20 protein-coding genes and 1 other RNA gene are annotated in these 21,079 nt (G+C 38.5%); 11 read left to right on the top strand and 10 right to left on the bottom strand.

Features of this window, described 5'->3' with window-relative positions; translation table 11 throughout:
• Position 1: 1 nt before the first annotated feature.
• Positions 2-1,294 (top strand): phosphopyruvate hydratase, encoded by a 1,293-nt coding sequence (gene eno, locus MHB44_RS18145; RefSeq protein WP_341300301.1) that lies wholly within the window; start codon positions 2-4, stop codon positions 1,292-1,294.
• Between the two features lie 115 nt (positions 1,295-1,409).
• Positions 1,410-2,231 (top strand): methyl-accepting chemotaxis protein, encoded by an 822-nt coding sequence (locus MHB44_RS18140; protein ID WP_341300300.1) that lies wholly within the window; start codon positions 1,410-1,412, stop codon positions 2,229-2,231.
• A gap of 214 nt (positions 2,232-2,445) precedes the next feature.
• Here MHB44_RS18140 and MHB44_RS18135 read toward each other — a convergent pair whose 3' ends face one another.
• A complete protein-coding gene (locus MHB44_RS18135) occupies positions 2,446-4,128 on the bottom strand; it encodes an alkaline phosphatase (RefSeq protein WP_341300299.1) in 1,683 nt (560 codons plus the stop codon).
• Positions 4,129-4,275: 147 nt separating this feature from the next.
• On the bottom strand, positions 4,276-5,526 hold the full coding sequence (locus tag MHB44_RS18130; RefSeq protein WP_341300298.1) for a transglutaminase domain-containing protein: 1,251 nt from the start codon (positions 5,524-5,526) through the stop codon (positions 4,276-4,278).
• Positions 5,527-5,734: 208 nt separating this feature from the next.
• On the opposite strand from MHB44_RS18130, the gene secG reads away from it, so the two are divergent.
• Positions 5,735-5,962, top strand: a complete 228-nt coding sequence (gene secG, locus MHB44_RS18125; RefSeq protein WP_053995078.1) for a preprotein translocase subunit SecG — start codon at positions 5,735-5,737, stop codon at positions 5,960-5,962.
• A gap of 332 nt (positions 5,963-6,294) precedes the next feature.
• Here secG and MHB44_RS18120 read toward each other — a convergent pair whose 3' ends face one another.
• A complete protein-coding gene (locus MHB44_RS18120; protein WP_341299398.1) occupies positions 6,295-7,533 on the bottom strand; it encodes an IS110 family transposase in 1,239 nt (412 codons plus the stop codon).
• A 619-nt stretch (positions 7,534-8,152) separates the two neighbouring features.
• On the opposite strand from MHB44_RS18120, the gene MHB44_RS18115 reads away from it, so the two are divergent.
• The 4 genes from MHB44_RS18115 (at position 8,153) to ssrA (ending at position 12,727) form a co-directional block, all read left to right on the top strand.
• Positions 8,153-8,899, top strand: a complete 747-nt coding sequence (locus MHB44_RS18115) for a carboxylesterase (protein ID WP_341300297.1) — start codon at positions 8,153-8,155, stop codon at positions 8,897-8,899.
• A 33-nt stretch (positions 8,900-8,932) separates the two neighbouring features.
• Complete coding sequence (gene rnr, locus MHB44_RS18110) at positions 8,933-11,371, top strand: ribonuclease R (protein ID WP_053995076.1); 2,439 nt, start codon at positions 8,933-8,935, stop codon at positions 11,369-11,371.
• A gap of 61 nt (positions 11,372-11,432) precedes the next feature.
• Complete coding sequence (smpB, locus tag MHB44_RS18105; RefSeq protein ID WP_341300296.1) at positions 11,433-11,900, top strand: SsrA-binding protein SmpB; 468 nt, start codon at positions 11,433-11,435, stop codon at positions 11,898-11,900.
• 471 nt (positions 11,901-12,371) lie between these two features.
• Positions 12,372-12,727, top strand: a transfer-messenger RNA (tmRNA) gene (gene ssrA / locus MHB44_RS18100).
• A 123-nt stretch (positions 12,728-12,850) separates the two neighbouring features.
• Here the strand turns inward: ssrA and MHB44_RS18095 are convergent.
• The 5 genes from MHB44_RS18095 to MHB44_RS18075 form a co-directional block, all read right to left on the bottom strand.
• Complete coding sequence (locus tag MHB44_RS18095; RefSeq protein ID WP_341300295.1) at positions 12,851-14,026, bottom strand: site-specific integrase; 1,176 nt, start codon at positions 14,024-14,026, stop codon at positions 12,851-12,853.
• A gap of 76 nt (positions 14,027-14,102) precedes the next feature.
• Positions 14,103-14,351 (bottom strand): helix-turn-helix domain-containing protein, encoded by a 249-nt coding sequence (locus MHB44_RS18090; protein ID WP_341300294.1) that lies wholly within the window; start codon positions 14,349-14,351, stop codon positions 14,103-14,105.
• A 195-nt stretch (positions 14,352-14,546) separates the two neighbouring features.
• Complete coding sequence (locus tag MHB44_RS18085; protein WP_341300293.1) at positions 14,547-15,407, bottom strand: RNA replicase; 861 nt, start codon at positions 15,405-15,407, stop codon at positions 14,547-14,549.
• A 249-nt stretch (positions 15,408-15,656) separates the two neighbouring features.
• Positions 15,657-15,827 (bottom strand): hypothetical protein, encoded by a 171-nt coding sequence (locus MHB44_RS18080; protein ID WP_341300292.1) that lies wholly within the window; start codon positions 15,825-15,827, stop codon positions 15,657-15,659.
• Positions 15,828-15,960: 133 nt separating this feature from the next.
• Positions 15,961-16,404, bottom strand: a complete 444-nt coding sequence (locus MHB44_RS18075; protein WP_341300291.1) for a hypothetical protein — start codon at positions 16,402-16,404, stop codon at positions 15,961-15,963.
• 132 nt (positions 16,405-16,536) lie between these two features.
• Here MHB44_RS18075 and MHB44_RS18070 point away from each other — a divergent pair, with 132 nt between their 5' ends.
• Positions 16,537-16,761 (top strand): helix-turn-helix transcriptional regulator, encoded by a 225-nt coding sequence (locus MHB44_RS18070; RefSeq protein WP_341300290.1) that lies wholly within the window; start codon positions 16,537-16,539, stop codon positions 16,759-16,761.
• Positions 16,762-16,805: 44 nt separating this feature from the next.
• Here MHB44_RS18070 and MHB44_RS18065 read toward each other — a convergent pair whose 3' ends face one another.
• Both MHB44_RS18065 and MHB44_RS18060 read right to left on the bottom strand, forming a co-directional pair.
• The gene (locus MHB44_RS18065) at positions 16,806-17,531 is read right to left on the bottom strand and encodes a DUF4145 domain-containing protein (protein WP_341300289.1); all 726 of its coding nucleotides are present in this window, start codon (positions 17,529-17,531) and stop codon (positions 16,806-16,808) included.
• A 499-nt stretch (positions 17,532-18,030) separates the two neighbouring features.
• Positions 18,031-18,420, bottom strand: a complete 390-nt coding sequence (locus tag MHB44_RS18060; protein ID WP_341300288.1) for a hypothetical protein — start codon at positions 18,418-18,420, stop codon at positions 18,031-18,033.
• 310 nt (positions 18,421-18,730) lie between these two features.
• Here MHB44_RS18060 and MHB44_RS18055 point away from each other — a divergent pair, with 310 nt between their 5' ends.
• Genes MHB44_RS18055 through MHB44_RS18045 form a run of 3 tightly spaced genes read left to right on the top strand, consistent with a single transcriptional unit; the run spans position 18,731 to position 21,043 of the window.
• The gene (locus MHB44_RS18055; protein ID WP_341300287.1) at positions 18,731-19,063 is read left to right on the top strand and encodes a hypothetical protein; all 333 of its coding nucleotides are present in this window, start codon (positions 18,731-18,733) and stop codon (positions 19,061-19,063) included.
• A complete protein-coding gene (gene tnpB, locus MHB44_RS18050) occupies positions 19,053-19,409 on the top strand; it encodes an IS66 family insertion sequence element accessory protein TnpB (protein ID WP_341300286.1) in 357 nt (118 codons plus the stop codon). Before MHB44_RS18055 ends, tnpB begins: the two co-directional genes overlap by 11 nt.
• Positions 19,410-19,447: 38 nt before the next feature.
• Positions 19,448-21,043 carry an IS66 family transposase gene (locus tag MHB44_RS18045; protein ID WP_341300285.1) on the top strand — a complete coding sequence of 532 codons (1,596 nt, stop codon included), beginning with the start codon at positions 19,448-19,450 and terminating at the stop codon, positions 21,041-21,043.
• Positions 21,044-21,079 lie beyond the last annotated feature (36 nt).

Below are 21,079 nucleotides of genomic sequence, written 5' to 3'. Positions count from 1 at the left end.
TATGCCATTTATTACACAAGTTTATGCGCGCGAAGTTTTAGACTCACGTGGGAATCCAACAGTAGAGGTTGAGGTATTTACAGAATCAGGTGCTTTTGGCCGTGCCATCGTACCATCAGGTGCATCAACAGGTGAATACGAGGCAGTAGAATTACGCGATGGTGACAAATCTCGTTACCTAGGCAAAGGTGTATTAAAAGCAGTTGAAAATGTCAACACAACGATTGCACAAGAATTAGAAGGTAACTATTCAGTCCTTGATCAGGTTGTCATTGATAAAGCTTTAATCGAGCTAGATGGCACAGAAAATAAAGGCAAGCTAGGTGCTAACGCAATTCTAGGTGTATCCATGGCAGTTGCACATGCTGCAGCAGATTATTTAGATGTACCTCTTTATCAATATCTTGGTGGGTTTAACTCTAAGCAATTACCAGTACCAATGATGAACATTTTAAATGGTGGGGCTCATGCAGATAACAATGTAGACATTCAAGAATTCATGGTTATGCCTGTTGGAGCTGAATCTTTCCGTCATGCATTACGCATCGGTGCTGAAATTTTCCATAACTTAAAAGCTGTTTTAAAAGAAAAAGGCTATAATACAGCAGTTGGTGATGAAGGTGGTTTCGCACCAAACCTTGGCTCTAACGAAGAAGCGATTACAGTCATCCTAGAAGCGATTGAAAAAACGGGCTACAAACCAGGTGAAGAAGTTAAACTTGCAATGGACGTAGCATCCTCTGAACTTTTCAATAAAGAAGATGGCAAATACCACTTAGATGGTGAAGGTGTTGTGAAAACTTCTGAAGAAATGGTTGATTGGTACGAAGAGTTAACAAATAAATACCCAATCATTTCAATTGAGGACGGCTTAGATGAAAACGACTGGGTTGGACACAAACTACTAACAGAGCGTATCGGTAGCCATGTACAATTAGTAGGGGACGATCTATTTGTAACAAATACAAAAAAATTAGCAGCAGGTATTGAGCAAGGTGTAGGAAACTCTATCCTAATCAAAGTAAACCAAATCGGTACATTAACAGAAACATTTGAAGCAATTGAAATGGCGAAACGTGCTGGCTATACAGCAGTTATCTCTCACCGCTCTGGTGAATCAGAGGATGCAACAATTGCTGATATTGCAGTTGCAACAAATGCTGGACAAATTAAAACAGGTGCGCCATCACGTACAGACCGCGTAGCTAAATACAACCAACTTCTTCGCATTGAAGATCAGCTTGGTGTAACAGCAGAATACCTTGGTTTACAATCGTTCTATAACCTTCGATAATAAATAATTGATGAAAATTGCCTCAAAGCCTTTGGGGCAATTTTTTATTTGGAAAATAGTAACGTCCCCTTTATTTATTCGCGTATAATGAAGAAAAAGTGGAAGGAGATTGGCTATGGACATTATTCAATCATTAAAGGAAACTTTACCGATTTTTCATGAGATTTTTAACAAAGAAATAGCGTTAACCATCAATAGCGCGGAGGAAAGAAAGGTTCTCTTTGTGTTAGAGGGAACAAAAGTGAAAACGAATTTACAGGTCGGCACGATTATTGAGGATACACCTGATTTTCGCAGTGTTACGAAAGGTGAAATTTTAAAACGGGATATTCCAAAAGAGTATTTTGGTGTTCCAATGCATACAGAGCTTTATCCTATTCGTGAAAAAGGTAAAGTTGTTGCTGTCTTAAGCTTGCTCTTTCCAAACGATGCGCAGGAAAAAGTAGAAAACTTTATGGACAACCTCCAAACTACGATTCGAGGGCTGCAATTAAAAGTACATACCATCGCAGCACATTCAGAAGAATTATCCGCAACAAGCGAAACCATTACTGAAAAATCTCGCCATGCCTTGGAAAACTCTTCACGCTCTAATGAGATTACAGATTTTATTAAATCCATTTCGAGACAAACGAATTTACTTGGCTTAAATGCCTCAATAGAAGCAGCACGTGCGGGGCAATATGGTGCAGGATTTAATATTGTCGCACAGGAAGTTCGTAAGCTTTCAAATGAAACAGCCACAGCGACTGAGCAAATCGAAGCCTCTCTTAAAACCATTACAAGTAATGTGCATGCACTTATGGAAAGCATGGAGCAAATTGAATCAGCCTCCAATGAGCAGGCTGAGCTTGTTCAACAATTTAGCGAGGCCATCGAAACATTAAGTGAAATAAGTGGACAAGTGGAGCTTTATATGAAAGGAATATTGCGCTAGATCAAAAAAAGGTGGGCTTCGGTCAAAGGTAAGGATTCAAATGATCAAAAAAGAGAAACTTCGCTCAAAAACGAGGAGTAAGTGATCAAAAAAGAGATATTTCGCTCAAAACGAACAGTAAGTGATCAAAAAAGGAAGAACTCCGCTCAAAAGTAAGGGACAAGTGATCAAAAAAGGCGTATCTGAAATGCGATTTTCAGATACGCCTATAGTTTTAGTTAATTGCTTGTAAAAGTTTTTTTGATACATAAAATTCAGTGCCATTATAGACATTGATAGTGTCAAATATCTGCGTTTTTGCTGTATTTGTAGAAGCTTGCTCATAGCTCATTGTATTTTTGTTAACAGGAATTTTGACTGTAATATCTGCTTTTTGTGCCACAAATACTGGATTTTCCTTATCAGCTAAATCAATTTTTGTTATAAAGCCTTTTTCTGTTAAAGCCTTTGTTGCCGGTACATATAAATCATTTGTTAATGTATTTAAGTCAAAGCCCATAAATTGCGCCATAGCATGGGCTAAATCCGTATTCTCTACCAGTCCTGTTACTTTAGTAGGTCCGAATGAATATAAGAACACATCATCACCTGTATGTCCACCTGTTGTAAAGCCAATATTAGCACGATTTGCAAGCATTTTAACCATTGCATTGCCTAGGTTTTCAGCGGATTGCAATGTAGCTAGCTCGTCCTCCATTAATGCATCTAATCCATAAAGTGTTGCAACTTCTACTAAATTAGAACGATCCTCTTTTAATTGGCTTAGTGCACCTTCAATCGTCATAGATGCCTTTTTCAATGGATCAATATAGGAAGAAACTGGGATGCTCGAGTAAGTGCTTGTGGTGTTAGCATTCCCCATTGTAATGCCGCTATTGCCATGGTCTGTTACAGCAATAACAAGGGTGTTGCCATCTTCCTTCGCAAAATCAACTGCCTCCTTGACAGCATCATCAAACGATAAAATATCACTAATCATACCAATCGTATCGTTGGCATGTGCCGCCCAGTCTACCTTACTGCCTTCAACAAATAGGAAGAAGCCATCTTCATCCTTTTTCAGTGTATTAATTGCTTTATTTGTCATTTCAGCTAATGTGGGCTCGGAAGGCCTTGTGGTTGTACGGTCAAAGTCGTAAGCAAGATCACTTGGTGCAAAGCTACCCCAAATTTTAGAGGCGTTTGTATTTAATAATTCATCGCGTGTTTGGACAAAATGATAGTTCTTTTGTTGTAAAACATTTAGCAAATTTTCGCCATCTTTACGAGCATTTTTCACTGAGCCTAATTTGAAGGCAGATGTTTCATCACTTAGCTCACCAGGTATTAATGAATCTAAGCCACCACCTAAAACAACATCGATATTTTGATAAACTTGTTGCTCAGCAATATCGTCATATTGACTTCTATTTGTAGCATGTGCTGAAAAACCTGCTGGTGTTGCATGTTGAATTTCAGAGGTAGCAATTAAGCCTGTTGCTTTTCCTTGCTGCTTTGCTCCCTCTAAAACATTTGCAACAGGTCTAAAAGCATCCTCTTGTGCAATTTGCGTCAATCCAGGTGAATTCACTACAGATGGTAATACACCTATATATTTATCATTTGATTTATGACCAGTTGCTAATGCTGTAGCGGCAGGCGCAGAGTCTGTAATTGCTGATTCTGCTGAGTATGTACGCACAGCACCTGATAAAATTTCGTCCATTGCTAAGTCTTCGCCTTTATACCAACGAGAAAGGGTTACAGCATTATTACTGCTGCCATCCATTACAAGCATAATAACATTTGTTGGCTTTTCCCCTTCAGCAGCTTGCACCTCTTGTTGTGGGATACTAACTGCAGATAAAGTTACTGCACTTGCTAAAAACAATGAAGTCCATTTTTTTGTGTAGTTCATGATTTTCCTCCTTAAAGTGAATTCATCTGTAAGTGTAAAGGAGGATTGTGAAGCTACCGTTAAACCATTGTTAATAAAGGATGGTAATATTGTAAATAAAAAGGGGTATAGAATCTGGGAGGAAATCACGCAGATTCTCTGGATATATTATAACTTTTGCTGATGCTCTAAACCGTCTAGTGTTTCATAATATAAAATACCCTCATGAATGTATAAGTTAAGTACCTCATCTTCGTATAATATTTCCTCTGAGCCATCTTCAACATTAATTTTTGTTAAATAACCTGCATTATCATAATCACTACAATAAATCGCATTATTAGTAGCAGCTAAATAATAACAGGCTGTTTCGGAAATTTGTGTACGCTGCTTTTTTATAAGATCGTAACTATAAATCATACTATCTTCAATACTATTGTAATAGATAACATCCTCAATTGTATCTGCATACCAAATATCATGCATAAAATCATAGTCATTGCTAGTAGCTGCAAAATAATTTTCAGTCGCCCATAGATGATCTTGGCTGAGTTTTTCATCATTCACTAAAAAATATTCATAGGAAATGGTATAGGGCTCTTCAGGGGCGACATCATTCCAAGTTGTATCGAGATGATACCAATTGCCATCAACACTCACTAAATTCCAAGCATGTAGCTGATCCTCACTATAGCCATAAATATATTTCGCTTTGAGATCAGCCGCTAGTAATAGACGATAAGCAAGCAATGCATAAGCCTGACATACCGCTGTTTGTTCATTTATTAATTCAAAAGCCGTTTGTCCCTCTGTCGATCCTTCTTCTGTATAGGTAGCTAGCCGAACAATATAATCATTAATGACTTTAACGCGATCAAAATCAGCCATGCCAGTCGCTATATGCTGCTCAGCAAAAGCTTCCACATATTGGTCCACTTGTTGCTCCTTCTTAGCATCTGTTAAATAATCAATGGACAGCTCTACTAAATAGCCATCATTGGTTTCCCAAGCTGTCCATTCATAGTTAAGGAAATAGCCAGCCGTATAAGGATTGACAAAGGTAAGTAGACTATTTAAGTCATTGAGCTGTACTTCAAAATCGTCAAAGCTAAGTTTTCCTGTATAAGGAACTTCAAAGTGTTGCTCAAATTTTGCCACCTGCTTTTCTACCTTCTTCGTAAACTGTAGTAAGGCTGGGTCGTCTTTAAATAATGTGGTGGAAAATAACTCGGAGGGTGAAAAAGTGGTAGATAATGCTTTGCTCTCAGGCCTTTTTATCTCCTCATTTTCTATATCAGCCGTAAATGTTGCTGTGGTAGTATCTTCTTCCTCAAGGAGTATATTGAGTGCTTTTGAGCATCCTGTCAGAGACGTAACCATACAGCATAGGAAAAGCACAGCAATTATTTTTTTATTCATCGCTTAAATCCCCCAAATAAATATCAGTATTTCTATTATAATCCAATTATAGAATGGTTTATATCCACAATTAGTAGCAGAAATCGACAAATAGTCGTGTGTAAAGTAGGAAATTTTCTCCTAATCCTCAGGCTATGTTTGTCATGCCAATTTTTTTTTGTTATAATATAGTCTGTTGTGATGTTTCAAAGTTCGGGAGGTGCAGTGTATGCATACAGTATTGTTAGTTTCATTAGTAATCATATCATTAGCATTGATTGTTGTTGTCTTACTTCAATCAAGTAAAAGTGCAGGCTTATCAGGTGCCATCTCGGGTGGAGCTGAGCAACTATTTGGAAAACAAAAGGCACGTGGTATGGACTTAGTCCTTCATCGTGCAACAATTGTGTTAGCTATCATATTCTTTATTTTAGCAATCGCTATTACAAAAATCTAATAGTTGAAAATAGATCGCCTAACCAAATCGGTTGGGCGTTTTCTTTTATCATTCGCAAATGGAAAATTTTCTCTCTGTTATAAAGGAAAAGCCAAGTGCCATTTGCTCAAGTATGGTTAAAATGGTTATACTAGAGAGAGGTTGAATGTTTGAGAATAAAGCCCAGTGGTGAAATGTCAACCATTAAAAACAGTAAAATTGGAAATTCTTAAGCTCTATAGCCGCTGAATGCTTGATTTTAGGCGCACTTAAATAAACCACACGCTTTTTAACTAAAAATAGTTAAAAAACGGAAGTTATAAATTAACTAAAGAAAAGTGAGAAAAGATTCGTTATTCTCTCCTTTCTTCTTTGGGGATGTACAACTGTTTCGTGCGTAGTAGCGAATGCACGAGTCGTACAAGTTTTCTAGCGGTTAAGACGAGCGCGCGTTTGTGTTGATGTTTCGTTACTTCTTGGTATTTCTTTTGATAAAAGGCTTTATATTCGGCGTCATGTTTTCGTATGGCGTCTGATGCTTGCACAAGATAATAGCGTAAATACTTATTGCCGGTTCGCATACGGCTGGTATCCTCGGCTTCATACTCGCCTGACTGATACTGTGTCCATACGAAACCTGCGTATTTCGCTAAAGCGTGGTGATCATCAAAACGATGAATATCCCCAATCTCTGCGATTAAACCCGCTGCGTACACGGGACCGATGCCTTTTACCGAAGTTAATGTTTGTGGAATACCTTTCATCATGCGTTCGATTTCCTTATCTAACCGCTTTACTTGGGTTTCCATGTGTTGAATAGTGCTTAAAATCACGGATAAAGAAAGATTAACCGGATCGGCCATTATTTTATCTAAACGGTACGAATTACGAGCGAGCTGCTTGAGATATTTCGCCATCTCCTCAGGCTCCGCAAAACGGTTTTTACCTTTTTCTTGTAGGAACTCGACCAGCTCCTCCAAAGGCATTTCAGCGATGATACTAGGGTCCAGTTCTTCAATGACGGCGATGCTTGTCGCACCGAATGTATCAGAGAACGGATTATCTTGGCGTAAGCCGCTAAATTTTAAGTACAGTTGATTTAACATGTATGTTTTATTACGCGCAATTTCATGAACTAAATGGAAGCGCGTACGTGTTAAACGACGCAGGGCATCGTAAATTAAGGTTTCTTGCATTTCATGTGGCAATCGTCCAAAGCGTAGATGATCCGCAATAACCCAGGCGTCTACTTTGTCGTTCTTCGGTAATGTATCGTAGCCCTTTTTAAAGCGAGCTACTTTACGCGCGTTGAGCATATAAATCGCTGTTTGAAGATGGGGTAAGACTTTTTTACATTGTGCTTTTAAGTAATGGGCAAGGTGCCAACTATATTGATCCGTGGCCTCCATCCCGATTTTTAATTGATCTGTTTGATTTTTTTCCGCTGTTCGTATAATTTTTTGAATCAAAGTGTCCGCACCTTCTACATCATTTCGAACAGAAAAATCAGCGAGTGTGTGACCCTCTCCATGCATGAAATGAACATGATGGGAGCGCAAACTCACGTCAATACCGACTAGCATATGTGACATGCCAATCACCTCCTAAGGGGGAATTAATCAAGATACACGCAGACCTGGGTGCCCAGTCGAATCATCGATGTCTGCCTCGTTATCAGCAATCGCAAGTAGAAGACCATTTATGAGCGCTACACTCTCTTCTGAATCTTACGTCGCAGCCAGTGGTTAGACCTTCCATAATGAACGATGGGTAGCAGGCTTATGAAGCAGTACACAAGTGTGTCTGCAAGGAGTGAAAGCTATTTCCTGTGAATACCTTGTCTGTTCCATTGTCGCATGGACACAGGGCTGCGTGAACTATTTTGGATGACTAAAAAAGGACGAAGTACTGAAATGGAGCCTCCTCCATCCTTCGCCCTTGTGCTATAAAATTGGGTTAAAAAAGGGATGACAAATAAACAGGTAAGCACCTGTAGGCAATACTTAAAATAGTATTTAACAATAAAATGATGATTTCCTTTTGGCTCCCTCGGTCAAACAGGGGTCAAACAGGTAAAACATAAAACAAGAGTGAGGGAGCCAATCGGCGACCACTTCCTATAGGAAATCCAACAGATCCCCCAGTTGTCCGGATCAACTGGAAATTCTATCGGAAAGAGCTCTTACTACTAATATACGAGGAGTATTTGCAATGAAAAAATCACTATCACAGCCATTTTTCTTTCAATCAGGGCCACGTGCCGTTTTATTATTACATGGCTTTACAGGTAGTTCTGCAGACGTGCGTATGCTTGGTAGATTTTTAGAGAAAAAAGGGTATACTACATTAGCACCTCACTATAAAGGTCACGGTGTGGAACCCGAAGAACTGATCACAACAGGACCAGCAGATTGGTGGCAGGATGTTGTAGCTGCCTACCAACAGTTACGGGATGCTGGCTATGAGGAAATTGCCGTTGCTGGTTTGTCATTAGGCGGTGTGATGGCATTAAATGTGGCATTGACTCATCCAATAAAGGGGATTGTCACAATGTGCGCTCCTATGACAATGCGGACAACAGACATAATGTTCGAGGGCGTTTTAAAATATGCCAAGGACTATAAAAAATTCCAAGGTAAGTTGGATTCGCAAATTGATGAAGAAATTTTGCTAATCATGGAACAAGGTATGCCATCATTGCAGGAGCTACGTGAATTTATTGCACGTACACGTCAAGAAATTGATATGATTTATGCGCCTATTTTTGTTGTACAAGCAACAAATGATGAGGTGATAGATCCAGAATCTGCAAATATTATATATAATCAAACTGAGTCACTGGAAAAGCATATCAAGTGGTATGAAAACTCCAAGCATGTTATTACATTAGATCAAGAAAAAGATCAATTACATGAAGATATTTATCACTTTTTAGAAAGCCTAAATTGGGCACAATAATATAGAGGATTTTTAAATGAAGGAGGGAAATATATGAAAGATACATTACAAAGTCGAATACTCGACTTTTTGAGTCAAGAGGATTACCAACCATTAACCGTTGGTGAAATCGAGGAAGAGTTTGGGTTTGAGGACGCTGAGGAATTTAAGGAGCTTGTAAAAACGCTTGTCCGCATGGAAGGGCAGGGCTTAGTTGTACGTTCTCGCTCCAATCGCTATGGTCTACCAGAGCGTATGAATTTACTAAGAGGTAAATTTATTGGTCATGCGAAGGGCTTTGGCTTTGTCACACCCGATATCGAGGGCATGGATGATGTATTTATTCCACCACATGAAACAAATGGTGCCATTAATGGTGATACAGTTTTAATTCGTGTCCTAAAGGAATCATTTGGTGATCGCCGAGAAGGAACCGTGACGAAAGTCGTCGAGCGTGGTCAAACAAGCTTTGTCGGTACATTCCAGGCAAATCGTGGCTTTGGCTTTGTTGTCTTAGACGATAAAAAGCTACCAATGGATATCTTTATTGCAAAGGGTGATACATTGGGCGCAGTCGACGGACACAAAGTTGTTGTGGAGATCGCAACATGGCCGGAGGATTTAAAATCGGCAACAGGCTATATTACAAAAATTTTAGGGCATAAAAATGACCCTGGGGTAGATATTTTATCAATCTTATATAAGCATGACATTCCACCTGAATTTCCAGACGAGGTCATTGCTGCTGCCCAACGCGTGCCAGATGAAATTACCGAGGCCGATTTAGTGGGTCGCCGTGATTTACGACATGAAACAATTGTAACGATTGATGGTGCAGATGCAAAGGACTTGGATGATGCGGTAACCGTAACGAAAAATGGAGATGGTACTTATAAGCTTGGCGTACATATTGCAGATGTTAGTTATTATGTAACGCAGGGCTCTGTCATTGACATTGAAGCTTATGACCGTGCTACAAGTGTTTATTTAACAGACCGTGTCATTCCAATGATTCCACATCGTTTATCGAATGGTATTTGCTCATTAAATCCACAGGTTGATCGTTTAACACTATCCTGTGAAATGATTATTGATGCGAATGGAAATGTGGTTGCCCATGAAATTTTCCAAAGTGTCATTAAAACGACTGAGCGCATGACCTATAAGGATGTTTATAAAATTTTAGAGGAGCAGGATGAGGCATTACTTGAACGCTATGAGTCACTTGTTCCTATGTTTAACAATATGAAAGAGCTGTCCAATATTTTACGTCATAAACGTGAAATGCGAGGGGCAATTGATTTTGATTTTAAAGAATCCAAAGTCATTGTCAATGAAGAGGGCTGGCCAGTAGATATTGAATTACGTGAACGTACAGTAGCTGAGAAGCTAATTGAAGACTTTATGCTCGCTGCCAATGAAACCGTGGCAGAGCACTTCCACTGGATGAATGTACCGTTCATCTATCGTATTCACGAAGATCCAAAGCCTGAAAAGCTACAACGCTTCTTTGAATTTGTCACGAATTTCGGTATTTTAATTAAAGGTACAGGCAATACCATTCATCCTAAGGCATTACAGGATGTATTAAAGGCGATTGAAGGTATGCCAGAGGAGCCTGTTATTTCAACAATGCTACTACGCTCAATGCAACAGGCAAAATATTATCCAGAAAGCCTTGGTCACTTTGGTTTATCAACGGATTTCTATACACACTTCACATCACCAATTCGTCGTTATCCAGACTTAATTGTCCATCGTTTAATTCGCACGTATTTAATCAACAAGGATACGTCGAGAGAAACAATTGCACAGTGGAGTATGGCGATGGATGAAATTGCTGACCACACATCCGAGCGTGAACGTCGTGCTGTGGATGCTGAACGTGATACAGACGCACTGAAAAAAGCACAATATATGTCGGACAAAATTGGCGAAGAATTCGAAGGAATTGTTTCATCCATTACAAACTTTGGTATTTTCGTGGAGCTACCAAACACAATCGAAGGACTTGTCCATATTAGCAATATGACAGATGATTACTACCGTTTTGATGATCGTCAAATGATTATGATCGGAGAGCGCACGAATCGTCAATTCCGTATTGGTGATGAAGTGAAAGTTCGCGTGGCTAATGTCATTATTGAGGAGTCATCCATTGACTTTGAAATCGTGGGAATGGTAACTTCATATGGACGAACACGCAAAGCAACACCTACTGTTATTCATGCACGTAAAAATTACAGCGATAACAAAGGTGGCCGCAGTCGTAGAAGCACACGCAGCGATGAGGAAAGAGGCGGACGTAGAGGCAGTCGTCAAGAGGAAGACAGAGGTAGTCGTGGCTCTAAGCGCGGTGAAAATGATCGCGACCCACGTGGACGTCGCAAAGATGACTCAAGCCCAGGTCCTAAAAAACGCGTAAAACAAAAGCAAAAGTTCTATGAGGGCATTGCAAAAAAAGGCAAAAAGAAAAAAACAAAACGTAAATAAGCATAAGCGAAAGCAGCCCATCAGCGGGTGCTTTCGACCTTTTAAGTAGAGGGTGAAAGATATGGCAAAAGGTACTGGTAAAGTATTAGCACAAAACAAAAAAGCAGGCCATGACTACTTCATCGAAGAGACAATTGAAGCAGGCATGGTACTAACAGGCACAGAAATCAAGTCTATCCGTGCAGGCAAAGTCCAACTCAAAGACTCCTTTGTCCGCATCCGTAATGGCGAAGCATGGATCAGCAATATGCACGTTAGCCCATTCGATCAAGGCAATCGCTTCAATCACGATCCACTACGTGCGCGCAAGCTTCTGCTCCACAAGAAGCAAATCGGCGAGCTAGTCGGCGCCGTAAAACGTGACGGCTACACAATCGTCCCATTAAAAATGTACATCAAGGACGGCTACGCCAAGCTATTAATTGGCGTTGGCAAAGGAAAAAAAGACTACGATAAACGCGACGATATGCGTAAAAAAGAAGCAAAACGTGAAATGGAACGTGCCTTCAAAGCAAAAAATCAATATTAATAGATTGAAAGAAAGCTCACTGCTGGATCACGGTGAGCTTTTTGCTTTTGGTGGGAAGCGGATGAAGGCATGTGCTGGGCTGGGAGGATAGAATAGTGAAAGCGAGGGATAGGTAAACTAATTGATGATATAGGAAGCTGCCGTTTTTGGGTAGTGGGTTCTTTGCTTTGAGTACAGAGAAGCAGAACAAGGGGAGTGGATAGAATGGAGAAAATGATGAATAGAAATTGAAGAATGGCGGATAGAGCAGCAAAAGTGAAGAATAGAAAAAACAAACTGATGGATAGTTTATAATATTCAAGCCAATTTTTTCTATGTTGGCAGGAAACTTGAACTATCATCCGTTTTGTTTTATAATATGTATTACTGATTGCCAGATTTCATGGAAGCGTACTTTTAAGCTCCCACCGTACTAGAAGTAATTCTAGCTCTTTGTTTGAACGAGGCCAAGCTGCTTCAGTTCATATTCAAGGGGACGTTACGGATTCGACAGGGATGGTTCAAGCTTTAGTCGCGCGTCGGAGGGCTCGGCTCCGTCATCAACGACAGTTATATAATAACTGGCAAACAACAAAACTTAGCTTTCGCAGCGTAAGCTCTTAAGCGCTCTGCCTCTCTATCGCCCATGTAGAGAACGTGGGGCCCAACTTTAGTGGGATACGGTCGATGGTGCCACCTGAGTCATCGGCAAGAGATTTCCAGGTTAGCGTACAGGACGCCTGTTTGTCGGCATAATGTTACGTGAATCGTAAATAGGCAAACTACACGCGTAGAAGCTGAAGTATTGGAGTCTTTGGACGCGGGTTCGACTCCCGCCGTCTCCATTTTATGGAAATTATAGGTTTGAATGGACACCGAAATCCCATGGTATATATGGGGTTTCGGTGTTTTTCTCTTTCGTATAGTTTTATAGGATTTTAAACAAACCGTAGTTAAAACCGTAGTTAATTTTAGAGCGAGCCATTCATGTGATTATTGAACTTTTGAATAGCTTCTGATTTAGCCTTTGGTGTGAGGTGGGTATAAGTGTCCATCGTTGTTTTAATATCAGAATGCCCCAAGCGGTCTTGGACTTGCTTAAGACTAGCGCCCGCTTCAAACAGGAGGGAACAGTGTGTATGACGTAGTCCGTGTGTAGTAATCCTCTTTAGGTTATATTTTTCCTGTACATGAATGAGCCATTTACGGGTTTTCGTAGGCTGTATAAATTTGTTCTTCTCGTTACTAAATACGAGCTGTTCCTCGTTTAACGTATTAAAGCCTAAAGTAAAGTACTCCTTTCGTTGCTGTTTTTTCCATCGGTCTAATAGCTTCATCGTTTCTGGGTCCATACTAATAGTTCGGACGTTTCCTGTTTTCGTCTTCTTTAGATAGAGTTTACTCTCTTTCCCTCTCGATAGTGCCTTATTAACAAGGATTTCCGACTTAGTAAAGTCTATATCTTTCCATTGAAGTGCGAGCGCTTCGCCTTTACGCATACCAGAATAAGCTAGTAGTCTAAAAAAAGTATGGACTTTAGGGTTATTTTCTTCTTTAAGATATTCGAGAAACTCGTTTAACTCCTCACGAGTATAAAAATTTTCTTCACTATCCGTCACTGATTGGGGTGATGTTTTCTTGGGCTTCGGCATATCTACTAGCTTAAACGGATTTGTTCGTACATAGCCGCGCCTCATCGCGAAATCTATTACTTCCGCGGCGTAGGATTTTATTACTCGATATTTCTTCAGTTTATCCGCCCACTCATTCACATGCTTTTGGCATACATCTACAGTAATCTTATCAATTCTATATAAGCTCATAGCAGGTAATATATGGTTTTTGAAGTAACCTGTTGTTTTAACAAACGTACTTTCTTCCACGTCTTTTTCGTACTGTTTAATCCATAAATCATATATATCTTGGTAGGTTTCTGCCTGTATTTTCCGAAACGTTCCCTTAGAAATTTCGAGCTTTATACGGGCGAGTTCTAGTTCCGCATCTTTCTTCTTTTTAAAGCCGCTTCGAGTGGTGCGTTGTTCTTTCCGCGTTAATGGGTCGACTCCTAGATAAATTTGGAATCTATAACGCGTTTCTCCATTTTTTAAGATATAACTTTCAATAGGCGTCGTACTCTTTTTCGCCATTCCTATTCCTCCTGTTCGATATATAAGGTAGAAAGGGGAGGGAAGCGTTATAAACTTCCTCCTTTCGTATTTGTAGTTAGAAACTATGTTTTTGTAAGAAAGTATCAATCTCATGGCGGGAGACGCGTTTTATCCCGTTTACCTCAGCCACTTTTAATCCCGATTCTCGAAATTTCACAAAGGTATTATGAGCGACGTTTGCGTATTTCGCCGCTTCCTTTAGTGTCATCCATTCCTTTGGACGTAATGAGTCCTGATGTTTTTTTATCACGTTCGCCACCACAGTGGTTAAAAGTTTACTTAGCTCATCAGCATTATGTGACATACTTTCTCCTCCATTAACAAGTTAGAGTTGTTAACTGGAATTAAATTACAAATAAGCATAGTACGTTATTACGTATTATTACAACCCTAAATTTGGTTTTTAATTTTAAAGAAGTGTAAGCGTCTCCTTTTAATCTCCTCATACACAGATACAATTAATTTTCATTACAGCCTAGCGTATTTTGGTTTTAAAGGTTTAACTTTCCCCTTTCTTGGGTATTCGTCTATAGGTTGTAGAAGCAATAAAGTTCAAGTATTCGAGTTTAAATTTATAGCCGTCTACCTTTTTTAAATCGCCTTCGAGACCGTTTAAAATTTCCATAATCTCCTTATACGTTCCCTTAATAACAAGAGGCTTCTCTAGGTTTTTACTTTTTAGGAGTAACCTTTTACCGAAAGAGCGTTCGTCTTCTCTAAACTCACATAAATTTTTTAGGAGATAATTTTTCAATTTCGCGTACTTTCCAACCATACTCAGATGATAAATCTTTTTAACATCGACAGTTCCAAGCCCCCATATACTTTGGAATGTACTGCTTTTTAATTCCTCTATCGGTATATCAGGTAACGTCATGAGCACATGGAAATGGATAGTACCACGTTCTTGGAACGAGCGTACACCTAGATATTTAAAATTCCCGTATTTTTCACGCATACGCTTTATCCAATTATCGAAATCCCGTCCCGCTTCATCCAGCGATACATCTTCCTTCGCATAGGTCAGTGTCACATATTTATCACCACACTTAAAGTTCACATCCATTAAGTCGCTAAATTCCTCCCTTTCCTTCATCGTCAGCTTTCGTCCCTTCGGTTCTTTCGTAGCAGTATTCTTCCTTTCGTTTTCTTCGCTCCAATTTTCCTTTAAGACAGTAATTTTGACCATCTTCTCGACATCCGAAAGCATCGAATCCATTTCTATCTTTCGGATTTCTTCCTTCAGCGCGGCTTCCGTTTTCTTAGACCGTCGTCCTTTCTTAATTCCATTTCCATACGTCTTCACTCCGACATAGTAATCACCGATAAATTTCAAGATACAGTTATAATAGTCAGCCATATTCTTCCACCTCCCTCGTTTCGCAGTACCGCCAGTTTTTTGGCGGTCTACATAAATAAAGCGGTAGGGAAGAAAGATACTCCTCATTTCTCATGGAGACATAAAATTAAATGTTTCTTTGTCGTTTTCTCACATTCAAGGAGCGGATTGGGTATTTTATCCAAATGTAAAATAAAACAGCCCCTCAGATGATTTCTGGTGGTTTATCGACCAGTTCTCATCCAAGGGGCTATCGTTCTTTCTAGTTATTTACTTTTCTTCGACTAGGTGAATACGTCCTTCTCTTATTACTTTAAAGCCTCTTTCTTCCCAAGCCTTCACATATCGTTCCGTACAAGTTATCTCTACGCCACTTTCTTCGTTTTTCATCACATATCCGTCACGTTCTTCACTTAGTTCATCGTAATAAGTGTTCTTCACAGTTTATCGTCCCTTCTAGTATTATTTCTCTGCTACGCAGAGAAAGGCTTCGCCAGTAAAAACTTTCGAGAGAACTCTTTACTTATTATTAAAATAAGCCGTCTTTAATTCCTGTATATTTCTGTGATTAAACTTAGTATTCTTCATCGACCTCTAATACGTTAGCTAGATTCGAGAGAGCTTCGTATACTCGATTTTCCGTTTGTGTCGTGTCAGCGACTTCCTCCGATACGATAAGTAGTAGTCCAATATAGAGTATTCCGAACTCCTCGCTTATATATCTTTCCTTCTCGGTGTACTTAGTTGGATTCGATTTTACCTCTTCTGTGTTACCTTGAATAGAGTTTAATACTTCTTCACTTGGAATTTCTCCCTTTTCAAGTGATTCGTTTATTTCGTGGTACGCCCATAATGCATTACTGTAATAATTCTCTCCTATGCCTTCTGGTATATTCGAAGAACTACCTAATTTATAGGCTAAAAATAATACTAGGATAATTCCGATAACCCAAGTAACCTTGCTTTTCCAAAGAGGCTTCTTCTTTACGGTCACCTCATCAGTTTTTAGTTCACTCACAATATACTCCCCCTACTTATAAAGTATTCTATAGTAGCTCACACAAATGGTACGTGTATGCGTACCACTATATTCTTTAGTATATGGTAAATTTTCCTTATTAGTCAATATCATTTGATTGTAGGGAGAGCTATGACAAGAAGAGTCAAAGTAAAGATTCATGAGCTTATTAACCGAAGAGGCATTACGTTAAGGGAATTATCTCGTTTAACTGATATTCGTCATGCTGCTTTGAGCGAATTAGCTAATCAAAAAAGGCAAAATATAAACTTTAATCATATTGAGAAAATCGCTGATACTTTAGAACTAGATGATATTAGAGAGATTATTGACCTTATAGAAATCAAAAATAAATAAAAGTCGCTCTCTTTTTTGATGGGCGACTTTTATTTTAATGTTAATTATGGTTGTGGGGTAATAGCTTTACTATTTCGATTATTAATCCCTTTTATTTTTTCCTCAGGTATTAAGCTATAAAGCTCGTCTATTTCCTTTTTTTGTGTAATTAATCTATCTACAACAATATTTAATACTTTAAATAAAGCAATTGCTATATCACTATTATCACCTGTATCAATAGTTCCAGGATGTACAGCTTCATTTCCAATTACTCTTAAACTATCTAAAGCTTTTTCTACCTCTTTAGGTAACCCCATTCCAACTAATTGGCTTATCATATTATCAATTTTAGCTTTTTTAGCACCTACTTGTGGTAATAGCAACTCAACAGCTAACCTTAAAAGAGCAGTTGAGGCTCTCGGTGATAAAGAACTTATTTCCCTAGCCTCATTATAAAGCTTCATTACATCTTCCGGCATATCTGGGTTCGGTAAAGGAGCCACAGAAGCCATTGGATAAACTAACCTACCTTTTACCCAAATTGAGGGATGATCACATTGGAAGCATATACTAATAGCTGTCACATTATTAGTTGCATATCCATTCTTTTGGAAACTAGACAATATTTCTGAATCAACAATACGAGTTAAATCATTTTTTATTATTAAATTATAAAATCCGTTCTCAGCATCATTAATTTCATACCAATCTTGTTGGGCAAAAGCAAAACAAGTAGGGCAATTAAATTTTCCTTCTCCATAAACAGGAGAAACATAATGTTGTTGCATTAGAATCATATCCTTTTTTAAACATTATAACAATTTATTATTACCTAAGGAAAGGTTTACTGAATAGGGGATATAGTATTTGATTTGGTAACTCTTATATTTTTTCTATCTCGTAGTTAAAACCGTAGTTGGATATTTATAGTAGGGGCTAAAAGTCCTTTTAATAATTGGGACGGTTGCGGTTATATAAGGGGGAAGGTACGACTCCCGCCGTCTCCATACATAAAGGTGAGCAAGATTGTAGCGGTATGTGATTTTAAGTATATGTTTGCCGTGCTGGCAAGGATATACTTAATTTTATTTTTGGCAAGAGTATACTTAAAAAGAATACTATAATCTAGTATCTTATTATAATAAGAAGCAAAACAAGAAGCTCAATGAATGTAGAGAGAAGAAGCTAGATAGAAATTTTACGTAGCTTCTTCTATTTTTCACCTGATTATTCTCCTTCGACAAGTGCTTAGTTAAATAAAGCGGTGTATAAGGGAGATAGTTAACTTTAATTTGTTGGTAGTTGTTCTTTATAAAGCCGATATATTGGATATTCTTTGTATGCCTCTTTGATTTGGTCTGGAAAACCTTCAAAAATTGTTTGTGCTTCAAGAGTACCCCCAAGTAATACACTTGTACAAAAGTCTAATTGTTCATTATCAGTGTTTCTTTTCATTTGCATCAGTTCTTTTGTTTGTTCAATGGTTAAACTACCGGTTAATCTTTTAAGGATTTGCATTTGATTAATGCAAATTATTTGTTCCTCATCTTCGTCTAATCCACCTGTATGAAGTGAATATATTCTGTTGGCCAGATATAAAAACTCTATTCTATTGGTTTGATCGTAGGCTGTTACACAGTTTAGACAAAAGGCATTTATAAAATGAAATGCTTCCATGATTGGAGTTATCTTTTCAAAGCTTTTATATATTATCTCAAAATCTATATTAATAATACTTATAAGTTCATTAGGCTCCATTTTAATAAAAATAGAGGTTGGACACCTTTTAACCAGTGCATCATCTTCATTATCTCTAATTTCCAGTATAGTGTCTTGAAATACTACTTCTTCAGAAAAGGCATTTAAAAAGTGAGGATTTGGTCCTTTTTGTTTATAGATTAAAAGTAAGCGTCAAATACTACACACCTTCTAATAATTGTCGTGTTTTGTGATAATCACAATAACATCAATTGTTAGGGGGTTTTTTATGTCACTGGACGAACGAAAACAAATGTGGCAACAACGAATTGAAGATTATAGATCAAGTGGTGAGCCAAGTGTTAAAGCCTGGTGTCAATTAAATCAAGTGGGTCTGCAAAGCATGTACCAATGGATGAGAAGATTACAACTAGAAGCAACTCACGTCGCTCCAACTTCAACATCTACACAATGGGTTACCTTTACATCATCCAACGGTTTGGATAAAACTACAACTCCGTTGATTGTAAAAATAGGAGATGTTTCAATTGAAATTTCAGAAGGATTCGATCGAGTACTGTTTACAGAAGTGCTTCAGATTCTTCAAGTTCATGTTCAATAAAACACCAATTCAGCAAGTATACTTAGCTTGTGGTTCAACAGATCTTCGTAAGTCCGTTGATGGACTAGCTGCAATTGTTCAACTAAGCTTTCAATTGGATCCCTTCTCTTCTAATTTATATGTTTTTTGTAATCGCAAACGAGATAAATTGAAAATTCTCCATTGGGATTATAATGGTTTCTGGTTATATTATCGTAGACTTGAAAAGGGAGTTTTCCAATGGCCAGATGAACGAACAGCTAGTCCACTACCTATCCATCATCGCCAATTAAATTGGTTACTAGATGGTCTACCATTCGAGCAAAAACATGCTCATCAACAAGTTTCCGCAACAAGTAGTATTTAAGAAAAGGAATTCGACACTTTCTGTCGAAATTCTTTTCTATGGATAAAAACGAAGTAGTCAACTCACCTACAATTGAAGAACTTACAGCAAAAAATGCGGAGCTGGAAAAACAAAATGAAGTCTTACAGGCAAAACTCAAATGGTTGGAAGAACAATTCCGACTAAGCCAACATAAAAAATTTGGGACTTCTAGTGAAAAAACAAATCCGGATCAACTTGAACTTCTTCTATTTAATGAAGCTGAACGAACAGCAAATCCAATAGTAGAGGAACCCACACTTGAAACGATTACATATCGAAGAAAAAAATATGTGGGACAGCGAGCTGCGAAACTTGAAAACTTGCCTACGGAAACGATCCATTATCGTTTGCCTGAAGAAGAGCAGGTGTGTTTGTGTTGCGGTGAAATGGTTCATGAAATGAGCACAGACATAAGACGAGAATTAAAAGTCATTCCTGCTCAAGTAAAAGTCATTGAGCATGTTCAACATGTATATAGTTGCCGTCAGTGTGAACGAGAAGGCATTGAAACGCCCATCGTCACAGCTAAAATGCCAGCACCTATTTATCCAAAAAGTCTCGCATCGCCATCGGCGATGGCTTATATTATGAATCAAAAATATGTAGAAGGCATGCCCCTTTATCGTCAAGAAAAACAATTGGAGCGTTTAGGTGTGTATTTATCACGTCAAACTTTAGCTAACTGGATGATTTATGGTGCTTCGAATTGGCTCTCTATACTTTATAATCGAATGCATGAATTATTAATCTTGCATGATACTCTTCATGCGGATGAAACGACTCTTCAGGTCCTAGATGAACCTGGACGCAAAGCAGACTCCAATTCCTATATGTGGATGTATCGAACAAGTCGAGATGTTCCTGCAAATATCTTATATGATTACCAAACATCGCGACACAGCAAACATCCTCAAGCATTTCTTGAAGGGTTTAAGGGATATCTGCATGTCGATGGTTATCCAGGTTATCATAAGTTAGAAAAAGTTGAGTTGGTAGGATGTATGGCTCATGTTCGAAGAAAATTCGATGAGGCGCTCCGATCACTACCAGCTAATATTGATAAAAAATCAACCATAGCTGCAGAAGGACTTCAATTCTGTAATCAATTATTTCAAATTGAAAAAAAGATTACTAAAGAATTTGAAAATTGTAGCCCTGAACAACGTAAAACACAACGTCTTGAACACAGCAAGCCTGTGTTAGAGGCCTTTTTGACATGGCTTAAAGCGAAACGTCCACAAGTTCCCCCAAAAAGTAAGCTGGGAGAAGCCATTACATATACTCTAAATCAATGGCCCAAACTTATTGTATTCCTAAAAGACGGGCGTCTTGAAATAGATAATAATAGAGCGGAACGCTCAATAAAACCTTTCGTAATGGGAAGGAAGGCGTGGTTGTTTGCCAAATCCATGAAAGGTGCAAGAGCAAGTGCTATTATCTATAGCATCGTCGAATCAGCTAAAGAGAATCAGTTAAACCCACTGAACTACTTAACATATCTATTCGAACAATTACCGCAACTAGATGTAAGCGATGTTACAGCGATTGATCAAATCTTGCCATGGTCAAAGACAATTCCAATAGAATGTCGCGTTCCTATTAAATCTAAATAAAGTATATGCCAAATGCCCATCTAATAAATAGGTGGG

It is taken from the genome of Lysinibacillus sp. FSL H8-0500 (genome assembly GCF_038051955.1).
In the GTDB taxonomy this organism is placed as follows: domain Bacteria; phylum Bacillota; class Bacilli; order Bacillales_A; family Planococcaceae; genus Lysinibacillus; species Lysinibacillus macroides.
The sequence above is the reverse complement of the archived record's forward strand: the minus strand, read 5'-3'. Positions and strand labels throughout refer to the sequence as shown.

Excerpts from the sequence above, each read along its gene's own strand:
- eno (WP_341300301.1), top strand. The coding sequence starts at position 2 with ATGCCATTTATTACACAAGTTTATGCGCGCGAAGTTTTAGACTCACGT.
- MHB44_RS18140 (WP_341300300.1), top strand. The coding sequence starts at position 1,410 with ATGGACATTATTCAATCATTAAAGGAAACTTTACCGATTTTTCATGAG.
- MHB44_RS18135 (WP_341300299.1), bottom strand. The coding sequence starts at position 4,128 with ATGAACTACACAAAAAAATGGACTTCATTGTTTTTAGCAAGTGCAGTA.
- MHB44_RS18130 (WP_341300298.1), bottom strand. The coding sequence starts at position 5,526 with ATGAATAAAAAAATAATTGCTGTGCTTTTCCTATGCTGTATGGTTACG.
- secG (WP_053995078.1), top strand. The coding sequence starts at position 5,735 with ATGCATACAGTATTGTTAGTTTCATTAGTAATCATATCATTAGCATTG.
- MHB44_RS18120 (WP_341299398.1), bottom strand. The coding sequence starts at position 7,533 with ATGTCACATATGCTAGTCGGTATTGACGTGAGTTTGCGCTCCCATCAT.
- MHB44_RS18115 (WP_341300297.1), top strand. The coding sequence starts at position 8,153 with ATGAAAAAATCACTATCACAGCCATTTTTCTTTCAATCAGGGCCACGT.
- rnr (WP_053995076.1), top strand. The coding sequence starts at position 8,933 with ATGAAAGATACATTACAAAGTCGAATACTCGACTTTTTGAGTCAAGAG.
- smpB (WP_341300296.1), top strand. The coding sequence starts at position 11,433 with ATGGCAAAAGGTACTGGTAAAGTATTAGCACAAAACAAAAAAGCAGGC.
- MHB44_RS18095 (WP_341300295.1), bottom strand. The coding sequence starts at position 14,026 with ATGGCGAAAAAGAGTACGACGCCTATTGAAAGTTATATCTTAAAAAAT.
- MHB44_RS18090 (WP_341300294.1), bottom strand. The coding sequence starts at position 14,351 with ATGTCACATAATGCTGATGAGCTAAGTAAACTTTTAACCACTGTGGTG.
- MHB44_RS18085 (WP_341300293.1), bottom strand. The coding sequence starts at position 15,407 with ATGGCTGACTATTATAACTGTATCTTGAAATTTATCGGTGATTACTAT.
- MHB44_RS18070 (WP_341300290.1), top strand. The coding sequence starts at position 16,537 with ATGACAAGAAGAGTCAAAGTAAAGATTCATGAGCTTATTAACCGAAGA.
- MHB44_RS18065 (WP_341300289.1), bottom strand. The coding sequence starts at position 17,531 with ATGCAACAACATTATGTTTCTCCTGTTTATGGAGAAGGAAAATTTAAT.
- MHB44_RS18060 (WP_341300288.1), bottom strand. The coding sequence starts at position 18,420 with ATGGAAGCATTTCATTTTATAAATGCCTTTTGTCTAAACTGTGTAACA.
- MHB44_RS18055 (WP_341300287.1), top strand. The coding sequence starts at position 18,731 with ATGTCACTGGACGAACGAAAACAAATGTGGCAACAACGAATTGAAGAT.
- tnpB (WP_341300286.1), top strand. The coding sequence starts at position 19,053 with ATGTTCAATAAAACACCAATTCAGCAAGTATACTTAGCTTGTGGTTCA.
- MHB44_RS18045 (WP_341300285.1), top strand. The coding sequence starts at position 19,448 with ATGGATAAAAACGAAGTAGTCAACTCACCTACAATTGAAGAACTTACA.